General features: G+C 61.3%; 12 protein-coding genes and 1 pseudogene. 6 read left to right on the top strand and 7 right to left on the bottom strand.

Annotated elements, in window-relative coordinates:
• Positions 1–2: 2 nt before the first annotated feature.
• Together dkgB and LAB08_RS21070 are read right to left on the bottom strand one after the other, a co-directional pair.
• Complete coding sequence (gene dkgB / locus LAB08_RS21075; protein WP_096509882.1) at positions 3–806, bottom strand: 2,5-didehydrogluconate reductase DkgB; 804 nt, start codon at positions 804–806, stop codon at positions 3–5.
• A 264-nt stretch (positions 807–1070) separates the two neighbouring features.
• Entirely contained in the window at positions 1071–1976 is a 906-nt protein-coding gene (locus LAB08_RS21070) for a LysR substrate-binding domain-containing protein (RefSeq protein WP_096509883.1), read from the bottom strand.
• Between the two features lie 107 nt (positions 1977–2083).
• On the opposite strand from LAB08_RS21070, the gene LAB08_RS21065 reads away from it, so the two are divergent.
• The 5 genes and pseudogenes from LAB08_RS21065 to LAB08_RS21045 all read left to right on the top strand — a co-directional run bounded on the left by LAB08_RS21065 (position 2084) and on the right by LAB08_RS21045 (position 6441).
• On the top strand, positions 2084–2950 hold the full coding sequence (locus LAB08_RS21065) for a pirin family protein (protein ID WP_096509884.1): 867 nt from the start codon (positions 2084–2086) through the stop codon (positions 2948–2950).
• A 14-nt stretch (positions 2951–2964) separates the two neighbouring features.
• A pseudogene (locus LAB08_RS21060) lies at positions 2965–3423 on the top strand (isochorismatase family protein); the annotation flags it as partial.
• A gap of 56 nt (positions 3424–3479) precedes the next feature.
• The gene (gene ycaC, locus LAB08_RS21055; RefSeq protein WP_096509885.1) at positions 3480–4106 is read left to right on the top strand and encodes an isochorismate family cysteine hydrolase YcaC; all 627 of its coding nucleotides are present in this window, start codon (positions 3480–3482) and stop codon (positions 4104–4106) included.
• 210 nt (positions 4107–4316) lie between these two features.
• Entirely contained in the window at positions 4317–5762 is a 1446-nt protein-coding gene (locus tag LAB08_RS21050) for a mechanosensitive ion channel domain-containing protein (protein ID WP_096509886.1), read from the top strand.
• A gap of 238 nt (positions 5763–6000) precedes the next feature.
• Positions 6001–6441 (top strand): carboxymuconolactone decarboxylase family protein, encoded by a 441-nt coding sequence (locus LAB08_RS21045; RefSeq protein WP_096509887.1) that lies wholly within the window; start codon positions 6001–6003, stop codon positions 6439–6441.
• Between the two features lie 128 nt (positions 6442–6569).
• On the opposite strand, the gene LAB08_RS21040 is transcribed toward LAB08_RS21045, so the two are convergent.
• The 3 genes from LAB08_RS21040 to LAB08_RS21030 form a co-directional block, all read right to left on the bottom strand.
• Positions 6570–8162, bottom strand: coding sequence for a DHA2 family efflux MFS transporter permease subunit (locus LAB08_RS21040; protein ID WP_096509888.1), 1593 nt, complete (start codon positions 8160–8162; stop codon positions 6570–6572).
• Positions 8159–9280 (bottom strand): HlyD family secretion protein, encoded by a 1122-nt coding sequence (locus tag LAB08_RS21035; RefSeq protein ID WP_096509889.1) that lies wholly within the window; start codon positions 9278–9280, stop codon positions 8159–8161. Before LAB08_RS21035 ends, LAB08_RS21040 begins: the two co-directional genes overlap by 4 nt.
• Positions 9281–9526: 246 nt before the next feature.
• Entirely contained in the window at positions 9527–10462 is a 936-nt protein-coding gene (locus LAB08_RS21030) for a choline ABC transporter substrate-binding protein (RefSeq protein ID WP_096509890.1), read from the bottom strand.
• 257 nt (positions 10463–10719) lie between these two features.
• Between LAB08_RS21030 and LAB08_RS21025 the strand changes: the two genes are divergently transcribed.
• A complete protein-coding gene (locus tag LAB08_RS21025; protein ID WP_096509891.1) occupies positions 10720–11448 on the top strand; it encodes a class II aldolase and adducin N-terminal domain-containing protein in 729 nt (242 codons plus the stop codon).
• Here LAB08_RS21025 and LAB08_RS21020 read toward each other — a convergent pair whose 3' ends face one another.
• Both LAB08_RS21020 and LAB08_RS21015 read right to left on the bottom strand, forming a co-directional pair.
• Entirely contained in the window at positions 11449–12513 is a 1065-nt protein-coding gene (locus LAB08_RS21020; protein WP_096509892.1) for a GlxA family transcriptional regulator, read from the bottom strand. It lies immediately after the preceding gene.
• 9 nt (positions 12514–12522) lie between these two features.
• Positions 12523–14184 carry a choline dehydrogenase gene (locus LAB08_RS21015; RefSeq protein WP_096509893.1) on the bottom strand — a complete coding sequence of 554 codons (1662 nt, stop codon included), beginning with the start codon at positions 14182–14184 and terminating at the stop codon, positions 12523–12525.
• Between the last annotated feature and the right edge of the window lie 58 nt (positions 14185–14242).

Genomic DNA, 14242 nt, shown 5'->3' with positions numbered 1-14242 from the left:
CGTTAATCCCAGATCGGTGCGATGCCTTTCGGGCTGGTCAGGCGATGGTCGCGATCCAGACCGGCGATCAACGCCATGTCGGCGTCGCTCAATTTCATGGCGCCGGCCTTGAGGTTGCTGGCGAGGTTGGCGCGTTTGGTGGAGGAAGGAATCACCGCGTGCCCCAGTTGCATGGCCCAGGCCAGAGTGACTTGTGCCGGAGTCGCTTGCAGGCGGTCGGCGATCCGGGCAATGACCGGGTCCTTGAGCACTTCACCGTAGGCCAGGGTCATGTACGACGTGATCTGGATGCCCTGGCTATGCGCGAACTCGACAACCTTGCGGTTTTGCAGATACGGATGCAGCTCGATCTGGTTGGTGGCAATGTGCTCGGCACCGATGGCGGCGATGGCTTGTTTCATCAAGTCGACGGTGAAGTTAGACACGCCGATCTGACGGGTCAGGCCCAGGCGCTTGGCTTCGAGCAGGGCGCCCATGAATTCTTCGACCGGCACCTGGTCTTCCGGCGATGGCCAGTGGATCAGGGTCAGGTCCAGATAGTCGGTCCGCAGTTTTTGCAGGCTTTCCTTGAGGCTTTCGATCAGGCGATCCCCGGCGAAGTTGGCCACCCAGATCTTGCTGGTGATGAACAGTTTTTCGCGGGCGATGCCGCTGGCGGCGATGGCTTCGCCGACGTCGGCTTCGTTTTCGTAGATTTGCGCGGTGTCGATGGCCCGGTAGCCCAGTTCCAGGCCGGTGCTGACCGAATCGATGACCACCTGGCCTTGCAAGCGAAAGGTGCCCAGACCGAATGCGGGGATAGACATGAATGACTCCAGAGGTTGCGGTGGGAATGAGCGCGAGTATCCGCGCCTGCATCCGTGAGAAAAACCGCTGGATTGGCAAAGCAATATTTACCGCAAGTCAAGAATCGGGGGGCAGCCAGATGAATGTGTGGTGTTCAGTCTGGCGCCATCGCGGGCAAGCCCGCTCCCACAAGGACCGAGGTGTTTCACAATTTTTGTTCAGCCACCGGACCTGTGGGAGCGGGCTTGCCCGCGATGGGGTCAACACGGTTTAAAGCCTTACCCCTAAGCAATATCACTATGACTGAACTCTTCCCCCAGAAAGTCGATTAACGACCGTACCGACGGCAGCAACCCACGGCGTGACGGGAAAATCGCATGGATGATCCCGCTCTTCGGCGCCCAGCCCGGCACCAGTTCCACCAGGTGTCCGGCGGCGATGTCGTCGCGCACCACCACGCTGGGCAAGTGGGCGATGCCGACCCCGGCGATGGCTGCGTGACGCAGGGCCAACAGGTCATCGGTGACCATCCTTGGCGCATGACGTATCACCGCGCTGGCACCCTCGCTACCCAACAATTCCCACTGATATTCACGCTGCGCCGCGCCCCAATGCAGGCTGGGCAAGCCGCTGAGGTCGGCTGGCGACGGCGGTGTCGATAAACCTTCGGCGAACACCGGACTGCCCACGATGCTCTGGGTGCTGTTGCCCAATACCTTCATTACCAGGTCGGTGTTTTCCAGCGGCGGAAAACGCACCCGCAGGGCAATGTCGAAGCCTTCGTGGATCAGGTCGACCCGGCGGTTGGTGCTTTCGATGAACAACTCCACCAACGGGTATTTGAGCATGTAGCGGGTCAGCATCGGCCCGACCCAGGTGTTGAGCAACGCCGTCGGGCAACTGATGCGCACCAGGCCCTGGGGCTCGGAGCGATTGCGTTCGATCAGTTCGGCGGCGCTTTCTGCTTCCACCCGCATGGCCAGGCAACGCTGGTAATAGGCCTGGCCGATTTCGGTCAACGAACAATGGCGGCTGGTGCGGTTGAGCAGGCGTACGCCCAGGCGTTCTTCAAGCTCGGCGATACGTCGGCTGAGCTTGGACTTGGGCATGTCCAGTGCCCGCCCGGCCGCGGCGAAACCATGATGTTCCACCACTTGGGTGAAGTAATAGAGGGTGTTGAGGTCTTCCACCGTCGTTCTCCAAATAGAACGCTAAGGCTGATTTTTGCAGTCTAGTGCAGAAAAGGTCACAGTTTTAAGCTTTGCCCATGGCTTTACTCACCTTATTTGGAGGCACCATGAAACGCATCATCGGTATCTATACCAGCCCACGGACCCATTGGGTCGGCGACGGTTTCCCGGTTCGCACGCTGTTTTCCTACGACAACCTGGGCAAACACATCAGCCCGTTTCTGCTGCTGGACCATGCCGGTCCCGCCGAATTCACGCCGACCACCGAGCGACGAGGCGTTGGTCAGCATCCGCACCGTGGCTTCGAAACCGTGACTATCGTTTACAAAGGCGAACTGGAGCACCGTGACTCCACCGGCAGCGGCGGCAAGATCGGCCCTGGCGACGTGCAATGGATGACCGCGGCCTCGGGCATTCTCCATGAAGAGTTCCACTCCGAAGGTTTCGCCAAAACCGGCGGCACCCTGGAAATGGTGCAGCTGTGGGTCAACCTGCCGGCCAAGGACAAAATGGCCGATGCCGGCTACCAAACCATTCTGGATGGCGACATTCCAGGCATCGCGCTCAAGGACAACGCCGGCAGCCTGCGCTTGATCGCCGGTGAGTTCGACGGTCACACCGGACCGGCGCGCACCTTTACCCCGGTCGATGTCTGGGACATCCGTCTGAATGCCGGCAAATTGCTCACGCTTGATCTGCATGAAGGGCGCAACACGGCGCTGGTGGTCCTGCGCGGCTCGGTTCAGGTCAATGGCCTGGAGTCGGTGCGCCAGGGGCAGTTGGCGCTGTTCGACCGCAAAGGCGATCAGTTGACCCTTGAGTCCAGCGAGGACGCGGTGGTGCTGTTGCTCAGCGGCGAGCCGATTGACGAGCCGATCGTCGGTCATGGTCCATTCGTGATGAACACCGAGCAGGAAATCCACCAGGCCTTCGCCGATTTCCAGTCCGGTCGCTTCGGCCGGATGCACGGCTGATCGATCGCGCTTCAATGATTCCGGAAATTCACGAAGCCGCGCCGCATGCCCGGTACGTGGCGCGCAAGGGTGAAATCAACGCTTGGGACAACGCCGAGTTTCACGCGGCAGTCAAAGCCACCGGCAAGAAAACCCTGGTGATCGCCGGCACCCTGACCAGCGTTTGCCTGGCGTTCCCGTCCATCGCCGCCGTACACGAAGGCTACAAGGTATTCGCGGTGGTCGATGCTTCCGGCAACCACTCGAAACTGGCCACTGATCTGACAATTGCCCGCTTGTCCCAGGCCGGGGTGGTGCCAATCGACATTATGGCTACGCTCTCTGAGCTGCAAGGCTCGTGGAACCGTCCGGACGCCGAGCAGTGGGCCGCTGTCTATGCCCAGGCCATGCCGCATTATCAATTGCTGATCGAGAGCTACCTCAAGGCTCAGCAAGTGGCGAATGAACACGAAGTGCTGGATTCCCAGCGCTAACCGGGTACCCCACGCCGATTTCCACTCGGCATCGATAACACGCGAGGACTACTGCCATGACAACTTCTTACAAACGTCTCGACAAGGATAACGCCGCCGTTCTGTTGGTGGATCATCAGGCGGGGCTGCTGTCGCTGGTGCGGGACATTGAACCGGATCGCTTCAAGAACAATGTGTTGGCCCTGGCCGACCTGGCCAAGTACTTCAAGTTGCCAACCGTGCTCACCACCAGTTTCGAGACCGGGCCCAACGGCCCGCTGGTGCCCGAACTCAAGGCACTGTTCCCGGATGCGCCGTACATCGCTCGTCCTGGCCAGATCAATGCCTGGGATAACGAAGACTTCGTCAAGGCGATCAAGGCCACCGGCAAGAAACAACTGATCATCGCCGGCGTAGTGACCGAAGTGTGCGTGGCGTTCCCGGCACTCTCGGCGCTGGCCGAAGGTTTTGATGTGTTCGTGGTCACTGACGCTTCCGGTACCTTCAACGAAGTGACTCGTCACTCGGCCTGGGATCGCATGTCCCAATCAGGCGCGCAATTGATGACCTGGTTCGGCCTGGCCTGTGAGCTGCATCGCGACTGGCGCAACGACGTGGAAGGCCTGGCGACGCTGTTCTCCAACCACATCCCGGACTACCGCAACCTGATGACCAGCTACAACACGCTGACCAACAGCAAGTAACCGGGGCAACACCTAACCCTGTGGGAGCGAGCCTGCTCGCGATAGCGATTGATCAGTCACTGCAATGGTGACTGTTCTGCCGCCATCACGAGCAGGCTCGCTCCCACATTTGTTTTTGTGGTGTCAGGGGAATCCAGCCAAATCAATTGCTCCTACACTGTGCCCAATGTGTGCGATCTTTTGCCCATCGTCCTGTGCTGGAGCCGCTTGATGCTGTCGTTGCTTGCCGAACACCCGTTGATCTGCGCCCTGGTCCTGATCCTGATCGATCTGGTGCTGTGGCGCTTGATCGGTGCCAACCACCACAACTGGAAACTGTTAGTACGGGTGGTGATTTTCTCGTTGTACAGCGTCCTGCTGTTCAACGAAGGCATGAACCCGCTGGAGCAGGCGCCGTGGGTGGATAATGTGCCGCTGCACCTGGCCGCCACCGGGTTGGAGATAGGCTGGTGGTTGTTCGCCGCGCGGACCCTGACGGTGCTGATCGGCGCAGCGATGATGCAAAGTGTGGGGCACACCGGGCGATTGTTGCAGGACCTGCTCGGTGCGTTGATTTTCCTGATCGCGGTCATCGCCGCCCTGGCCTACGTGCTCGATCTGCCGGTCAAGGGCGTACTGGCGACGTCTGGCGCCTTGGCGATCATTGTCGGCCTGGCGCTGCAAAGCACCCTCAGCGACGTGTTTTCCGGCATCGTCCTGAACACCACCAAACCCTATCAACTGGATGACTGGATCGCCATCGACGGCACAGAAGGCCGGGTCATCGACATCGATTGGCGTGCCACGCGGCTGCAAACCTCCCAGGGCAGCATGATCGTGATTCCCAACTCACTGGCCGCCAAGGCCAAGATCACCAATTTCAGCCGGCCCAGCGATATGTTCGGCGTATCGATCAGTCTGCAGGTCAGCCCCCATGTGCGCCCGCAAACCGTGATCGATGCCCTGGAGCGGGCGATGCAGGGCTGTCGCATCCTGTTGAATCACCCAGGCCCCAAAGTGGCGCTCAAAGGTTCGAGTCCTGCCGGCGTGGAATACGAAATCAGCGGGTTTGTCGCCCAGATGAGTGAAAAGCGCACGGTGTGCAATCAACTGTATGACCTGGCATACCGGCACTTGCGGGCATCCGGAGTGTGCCTGCTGTCGAGTGTGGAACCCACGCCGACGAGCGGCCTGTCACGGGCGCGGGCGTTGATCGACAGTTCGCCGATCTTCTCTACCTTGCGCCAGGAAGAGAAAGAAACCTTCAGCCAGAACATGACCCCGCAAAACTTTCGCGCCGGGGAGACGATCCTGGCGGCGGGGGAGGTCAGCAATCACTTGTTTATCATCGAGTCGGGAGTGGTCACGGTCTCATTGATCCGCCACGGCATGCCAATGGAGTCCGGGCGCATGGGGCCGGGGGAAGTGATCGGCGAGGCCGGCATCCTGATCGACAGTTCGGTGCCCGCCGTGTTCTCCGCGAAAACGGCTTGTACGCTTTACCGCATTGAAAAGGCCTACCTCAGACCGTGCCTGGAAGCCCGGCACGACATCAACGACGCGATGAAGACCCTGCTCGATTACCGCTTGCACAAAGTGCAGGAATTGACACAGGAAGTGCCGGTGGTGGTGCAGAAGAAAGGGTTTTTGCAGTGGTTGCTCAAGCGGACGGGCTGAGTTTCGTGGCGTATGGCCGCTGCGCGGTTCCTGTAAGAGCGAGCAAGCTCGCTCCTACAACGTCCATACCCTCGCCTCGACCGATCAGCCAGTAGCGGTTCAGGCGGCTGAAGTTCAGCGGCAGGGTATCGCTGAGTCGTTTCTGCAGTGGCCTACTCGACTTCCCCCATATTGGCTATTTGTGCAAACCGTCCACGGGACTAACGTATGTCCACACCCACTTGCCCTGGAGCACGTCATGCAAACCCGTACCGATTTCTACACCGCTTCGCCTGATGCCCTGAAAGCCATGATTGCCCTGGAAACCGCCGTTTCCAAACTGCCGCTGGAAAAAAACCTGATCGAGCTGGTCAAGCTGCGTGCTTCGCAAATCAATGGCTGCGCCTTCTGCATCGACATGCACACCGCCGATGCGATCAAGGGCGGTGAAACCCCACGCCGGCTGTTCGCCGTCACGGCCTGGCGCGAGGCACCGTTCTTCACCGAGCGCGAGCGTGCTGCGCTGCTGTGGACCGAATCCCTGACCCAGCTCAGCCTGACCCACGCCCCGGACGAAGACTACGACGTGGTCAGCGCGCAGTTCACGCCGAAAGAAATGGTCGACCTGACCGTGGCCATCAGCACCATCAACAGCTGGAACCGTCTGGCTGTGGGCTTCCGAAAAACCCCGCAAGCCTGACAATCCCCGGTTAACTGTAGGAGCGAGCCTGCTCGCGATAGCGGTAGGTCAGTCACATCGATGTTGAATGTACCGACGCCATCGCGAGCAAGCCCGCTCCCACAGGGGGCAAAATTTCAGATCTGGCCTCAATGCGCATCCGCACTCGGCGCGGCCGGTGGTTCTACCTTGCGCATCAAGGGCACCATCGCCGTGGCGACGATGAAGCAGACCATGATCATCAGGAATGCGTCGCCGTAGGTTTGTGTCTGCGCTTCGCGGTAGGTCAGCAGCCAGAGCTGGTGCAGGCTGGCACTGACCCCGACATCGCCGCTCTGACCCAGGGCGGCGAAGTTGTTGCCGACCTGGGACAGCCACTGGTTGAGGGCTTCGTTGGTGCTGTTGAGGTGTTCGGCCAACCGGGTGAAGTGCAGGTTGGTGCGGTCATTGAGAATGGTCGCGCAGGCAGCGATGCCGATGGCGCCGCCCAGGTTTCGCATCAAATTGAACAACCCCGAAGCATGTTTGAGCCGCGCCGGCGCCAGCCCGCCCAGGGTCAGGGTCACGGCTGGCGGCACCGCCAGTTGCTGGGCAATCCCGCGAAAGGCTTGCGGCAACATCAACTCCCTGGCACCCCAATCGTGGGTGATCGGGCTGAAATCCCACATCGACAAGGCGAACAATCCCAGGCCGGTCATCATGATCCAGCGCAAATCAATGCGGTTGGCCAGAAAGGCATACAGCGGAATCGCCATGATCTGGAACACCCCGGTGGAGAAAACCGCCAGACCAATGTCCAGCGCGCCGTAGCCGCGCACCCGACCGAGAAACAGCGGTGTCAGGTAAATAGTGGCGAACAGGCCGATCCCGGTGACGAATGAAAAGAAACAACCGAGGGCGAAGTTACGGTCTTTAAGGGCGCGCAGATCGACGATCGGGTTGGCTACGTGCAGGGTCCGGCCGATGAAGGCCAGGCCTGCCAGGCCGCTGATCCACGCGGTGGTCAGGATGGTGCTGTCACTGAACCAGTTCCAGCGCGGGCCTTCTTCGAGGGTGTATTCCAGGCAGCCGAGAAACAGTGCCAGAAACACCATGCTCAGATAGTCGGCGCCCTTGAGCAACGAGAGTTCCGGCTGATCGATCTTCACCAGCATCGGCACCGCCACGGCAACGAAAACCCCCGGCACCAGGTTGATGTAGAACAGCCAGTGCCAGGACGAGATATCAGTGATCCAGCCACCGATCACCGGCCCAAGGGTCGGTGCCAGCGAAGCCACCGCGCCGATGGTTGCGGCGGCAATCACCCGCTGCTTGCCGGTGAAGAAAACGAAGGCCGTGGTGAACACCATGGGAATCATCGAGCCGCCGAGAAACCCTTGCAGGGCGCGGAAGGCGATCATGCTCTGGATGTTCCAGGCGACGCCGCAGAGCAGGCTGGTCAGGGTAAAACCCACGGCGGAGGCGCAGAACAGCCAGCGTGTGGAAAACACCCGCGATAACCAGCCGGACAGCGGGATCACGATGATTTCTGCAATCAGGTAGCTGGTCTGTACCCAGGCGGTTTCGTCGGTACCGGCCGACAGTCCGCCGCCAATGTCACGCAGCGATGCCGAGACGATCTGGATATCCAGCAGCGCGATGAACATGCCGATGCACATGCTGGCGAAGGCGAAGACCTTGGTCGCCGTGGCCATGCTCGCGGCATTGAACGGTTGCGCCGGGGCGGCGAGGGCGCGGCTCATGGCGCGCTGGCCACTGCAGGCGCATCCGGCGCTTTACGGGTGTCCACTTCAGCGGTGACCGACAGGCCGGGACGCAGATGGCCGAGCACGCTGTCGGCCGGATCAAGATGGATGCGCACCGGCACTCGCTGCACGATTTTGGTGAAGTTGCCCGTGGCGTTCTCCGGCGGCAGTACGCTGAATTGCGAACCGCTGGCTGGCGCGAGGCTGTCCAGATTACCGTGGAATTCCTGCCCCGACAGCACGTCGGCATGAATCACTACCCGCTGGCCGGGCGTCATGCGCGCCAGCTGGTCTTCCTTGAAGTTGGCATCGACCCACAAGCCACTGGAGGGCACCACCGACAACAGTTGCGAGCCGGCCTGGGCATACGCGCCAACCCGCGCCCGACGATTGCCGATCACGCCATCCACCGGCGCGCGCAACTCGGTGTAGCCGACGTTCAACTGCGCCAGGTCGCGCTCGGCTTTGGCTTGAATCAAAGCGGCGCGGGCTTGTTGTTTCTGGGTGGCGATGACATTCAGTTGCCGTTGTGCCGCCAGCAATTCAGCCTGGGCACGGCTGCTTTGAGCCTGTGCGGTCTTGAAGGTGGCGTTGGCCCGTTGGGCGCTTTCCACAGAAACAGCGTTGGTGCTGACCAGTTTTTTGTAGCGGGCATCGTCATCCCGCGAACGGGCGGTTTCGGCGCCAGCGGCATCGATGCCGGCACGGGCCTGGCCAATGACCGCCTGTTGCAGCTGTTCGGTGGCGTCGAGGTTGGCGAGCAGGGCTTCTTCAGCCGCCACCGCGCCTTCGGCCTTGGCCAGATTGGCGCGGTAGTCGCGGGAATCGAGGCGGATCAGCACGTCACCGGCCTTGACCGTCTGGTTGTCGGTCACCAGCACTTCGTCGATGTAACCGGCGACTTTCGAGCCGATCACCGTCACGTCGCCGCCGATGTAGGCGTCGTCGGTTTCCTCGATGAATCGGCCGTTCGTCCACCAGTGCGCGGCGTACACACCGGCCAGCACCAGCGCGGCGATGCCCAGGGTCGGCAGGAGCAGGCGTTTGAGCAGGGGAGGCTTGGGGGCGGTCACCGGGACGGCCAGGTCGGGCTCAACGGAAGGCATGCTGGTCATGGAGGATTACCTGTAGGAAACGGCATTTAATTACGTACGTAATATGACGCATGTCATATTTAGTGGCAATTTATTTTTGCTGCCGGTCGTCAGGTGGTATTGGCGGGAAATGAGAAGGGGGGATCGCGGTAGATTTATTGTGGGAGCGAGCCAGCTCGCGAAGGCGGCCTGACACTCAACATCTCTGTTGTCTGACACACCGCTTTCGCGAGCAGGCTCGCTCCCACATTTGAAATGTGTTGTCAGTTATTGACTGGCCAAGCGTGCACTGGCCATCGCCAACCCATCCTTGCCCTCCCGACTGTTAACCCCGGAAAGCCAGGCCTCCAGCACCGCCGGATTGGCCTTCAACCACGCCTTGGCCGCCGCCCGGGGCTTCTGGTTCTGGTTCAGCACCGCATCCATCAACTGGTTCTCCATGGCCAGGCTGAACTCCATGTTCTGCAACAGCTTGCCGACGTTGCTGCATTCCTTGAGGTAGTCCTTGCGCACGTTGGTGTAGACCGTGGCCTGGCCGAAGTTCGGGCCGAAGTATTCGTCGCCGCCACTGAGGTACTTCATGTTGTTGCGGGTGTTCATCGGGTGCGGTTCCCAGCCCAGGAACACCATCCATTCGTTCTTGCGCGTGGCGCGTTTGAGTTGCGAGAGCATCGCCGCTTCGCTGGACTCGACAATCTTGAAGTCCTTCAGGCCGAACGCGTTCTTGTCGATCATGGTCTGAATCAGCCGGTTGCCATCGTTGCCTGGTTCGATGCCATAGAGCTGGCCGTTGAGTTTGTCCTTGAATTTGGCGATGTCGGCGAAGTCATGCAGCCCGGCGTCGTACACGTAGTCGGGCACCGCCAGGGTGTATTTGGCGCCATGCAGGTTGGCGCGTACGGTTTCCACGGTGCCGGCGTCGCGGTAGGGCTTGATGTCGTTTTCGGTGGTCGGCATCCAATTGCCGAGGAACACGTCCAGCTCCTTGCCCGAGGACAGGGCGCGGTAGGTCACCGGGATCGACAGCAGCGTGGTTTTGGTCGTGTAGCCAAGGGATTCCAGCACTTCGCTGGCGACGGCGGTGGTGACGGTGATGTCGGTCCAGCCGACGTCCGAGAAGCGCACCGTGGCGCAGGATTCCGGCTCGACGGCCAGGGCATGCAACGGCAACGTGAGGGATGCAAGCAAGAGCAAGGCTTTCATGGATCGACTCCTCAAGGGGTGAACCTTTTTGTTGTTATGGGTGATGCAGAAAATATCCTTCGTGAATTCACTCGCCACAGGTGGATTACTGTGAGGGTGTAATCGAGGCTGCTCTTGATCAAACGCGGCATAAACGCGCCGTTTTCCAGCAGTTGTGGCGCAGCGAAATAACGGCAGCCCATGTCGTTTCCCATCAAGTGCGCGCAAGGCGTCCCTCTACACTGCCAGGCAACCGATCAACGTCTGTGGAGCACGGGATGAATCAACCTGTCGAGCAACTGAGAATCCGCCTGGCTTGCGCGTTTCGCTGGGCGGCGCGGCTGAACCTGCACGAGTCCATCGCCAATCACTTCAGCGTGGCGGTGTCGGGGGACGTTCGGGAGTTCTTGATCAACCCTTATGGCAAGCATTTCTCGCGAATCAAGGCCAGTGACTTGCTGCTGGTCAACGCCGATGATCCGGCCAGCCTTGACCGCCCCGACGCGCCGGACATCACCGCCTGGGCCTTGCACAGCGCCCTGCATCGCAACCACCCACACGCCCGCTGCATCCTGCACACCCATTCCAAATACGCGACGGCGTTAGCCTGCCTCAAGGATTCGCGCCTGCCGCCCATCGAGCAAAACTGCATGCGCTTCTTCGAGCGGGTGGTGATCGACGACGGCTTCGACGGCATGGGCCTGGGGGATGAGGCCGAGCGGGTCAGCCGCCTGCTGGGGGGCAAGCCGATTCTGTTGATGGGCAATCACGGGGTGCTGGTGGCCGCGCCGAGCATCGCCCAGGCTTTCGATGATCTGTATTACTTCGAACGGGCCTGCGAAACCTATATCACCGCGCTTTCAACGGGACGGGAGTTGCGCATCGCCAGCGATGAAGTCGCCCGCAAGACCTGCCGGCAATGGCTCGACTATCCGGGCTTTGCCGACAAGCATTTCAATGCGCTGCTGGGGATTCTGGACGAGGAAGAACCGGATTATCGCCAGTAATCAATCCGCCTCGACCGGCCGCTGCGCCTTGCGCAGCGGCTGGCGCATCACCGGAGCGGTCCAGACCTGACTGCGATCTTCGCTGGGCGGGCAGCCGAAGCGGGCGCGATAGGTGCGGGAGAAATGTTCCAGCGAGCCGAAGCCCGAACAGGCTGCCACCTGAGCCACACTCAAGCGTGTCTGTTGCAGCAAACTGTGGGCCTTGGCCAGGCGCAAGGTGATGTAGTACTTGAGCGGGGAGAGCCCGGTCTGATGCTTGAACTGCCGCTCCAATTGCCGCCGCGACAACCCGACCTGGCCGGCAATCGCTTCGCAATCCAGCGGTTCCTCCAGCGCCTTTTCCATCAACTGCACGGCGCGGCGAATCTTGCTGCCGTACAACCCCGTGTTGGTCAGGCTGCCGTCGAGCTGGTTGTCCGCCGGCGCGCGCACCTGGCCCATCAACAGGTGCATGCCGATTTCCCGCGCCAGTTCGCTGTCGATGCTCTGGCCGATCCAACTGAGCAGCATGTCCAGCGTCGATGTGGCGCCGGCGCAGGTCATGCGCTGGCGTTCCAGGGTGTACAGCTGCGGCTTGGCGTGGACCCGTGGATAACTTTCCTGAAAACCCTGCAAGTTGTCCCAATGCACCGCCGCTTCATAACCATCGAGTACCCCGGCCGCCGCCAGCAGTTCGGTGCCGGTTTCCACGCCCATCAACACCGCGCCGAACAGCGCCTGTTTGCGCAACCAGCTCTTGAGCGTGAGGTTGCGGCTGTGTTTATGCACATCGAAACTGGCGATCACCAGGCACACATCAAACCCCTGGTCGGCCTTCAAGCCATCGTTGGCGACGGTGGTCAGGCCGTTGCTGGCCTCCACCGGTTCGCCGTCCAGCGACAACAATGACCACTGGAACAACGTGCGCTGGCTCAGCCAGTTGGCAATGGCCAGCGGCTCCAGCACGGCCGCCAGGCCGAAGTTGGAAAACGACGGCAACAGCAACACCGCCACGCGCAACGGCGTGACCTCGCCGCGCCGCCAGGTGAAGCGGGTTTCTGCGTTACTCGACGACTGATTGCTCATGAGTGATCTCTATCGTTGCTGCGTCTGCCATTGCGGGTGAATCCATACCGGCGCTTCGGAGGGCGGCAGAGGTTGCCTGCCGCGAATCATGTCACTGGCCTTCTCCGCGATCATCACCGTCGGCGCGTTGGTGTTGCCGCTGACGATCAACGGCATGATCGAGGCGTCCACCACCCGCAAACCGTCGAGGCCATGCACGCGCAATTGCGGGTCGACCACTGCTTCGGCATCACCCACCGGACCCATCTTGCAGGTGCCGCTGGCATGGTAGCCGGTTTCCGTCACTTGTCTGGCCCACGCATCCAGCGCTTCGTCACCTTGCGCTTGCGGGCCGGGCACCAGTTCTTCTCCCTTGAACGCAGCCATGGCCGGTTGCCCGATGATCTCGCGCACCAGCCTGGCACCGGCGCGCATGTCGGCTCGATCCTGCTCGGTTTTCAGGTAATTGAACAGGATGCGCGGCGGCTGCCTGGGGTCGTCGCTATTGAGCGTGACGCTGCCGAGACTGGTGGGGCGCATCAGGTCGATATGGATCTGGAAGGCGTGGTCCGGCACCAGGTCGACACTGCCGGGTTTCACCGCCAGCGGCATGAAGGTCAATTGCAGGTCGGGATGTTCGACCCCGGCCCGGGAGCGGATGAACGCCCCGGCTTCGAAATGGTTGCTTGCCGCCAGCCCATCGTGGGTGGCGAACCAGCGTGCGCCGATCCACCATTTGCCCGGTGCGGTGGTCCAGGGATAGAGCGACACGGGTTTCTTGCACAGGTACTGCACGACAGTGTCCGGGTGGTCGTTCAGGCGTCGGCCGACGCCGGGTAGGTCGTGCTTGACCGTAATGCCCAGGTCGCGCAGTTCAGACGCAGGACCGATGCCGGAGAGCAACAACAATTGCGGCGAATTGATCGCACCCGCCGTCAGCAACACTTCGCGGCGGGCATGGGCCGTGTGGGTTTCGCCGTTCTGTTCGTACTCGATGCCGATGGCACGCAGGCCGTCGAACAGGATGCGCAACGCCAGGGCATCGGTGGCCACCCGTACGTTACCCCGGCCCAGCGCTTCGCTCAGATAACCGCGCGAGGTGCTCCAGCGCCGGCCGTTGCGAGTGGTGCGGTCCACCGGACCGAAGGCTTCCTGACGGTAGCCGTTGAGGTCGTCGCTCAAGCCATACCCGGCCTCGGCGCCGGCCGCCAGAAACGCCGCGCACAATGGCGTTTGCGTGTCGCCGGGGGTGACGTGCAAATGCCCGGTCGCCCCGCGGTAATCGTCCACGCCGCCGGCATGGGTTTGTGCGCGCCGGAAGTACGGCAGCACCTCCCGATAACTCCAGCCCGCGCAGCCTTGTTCGGCCCAATTGTCGTAATCCCGGGCATGGCCACGGATGTAGACCATGCCATTGATCGACGACGAACCGCCCAGGGTTCGCCCCCGAGGCGTGCCGATGCGGCGACCGTCCAGATAGGGTTCCGGCTCGGAGTGGTAGCTCCAGTTGTAGCGCGTGCCTCCCACTACCAGCCCCACGGCGGACGGCATGTCGATGGTCCAGCTCTTGTCCGCAGGTCCTGCTTCCAGCAGCAGAATCCTCACCGCCGGATCTTCGCCCAGGCGATTGGCCAACACACAGCCCGCGGACCCTGCGCCCACAATCAGGTAATCAAACGCATGGTTGGCCATGGTTCGGGGTGCTCCATAATTGAAAGAACATTTCACACACTCTGTGGGAGCAAAGCTT

The sequence above is a fragment of the Pseudomonas izuensis genome (assembly GCF_002356535.2).
GTDB lineage: Bacteria > Pseudomonadota > Gammaproteobacteria > Pseudomonadales > Pseudomonadaceae > Aquipseudomonas > Aquipseudomonas izuensis.
This window is presented reverse-complemented; position numbering and strand designations above follow the sequence as displayed.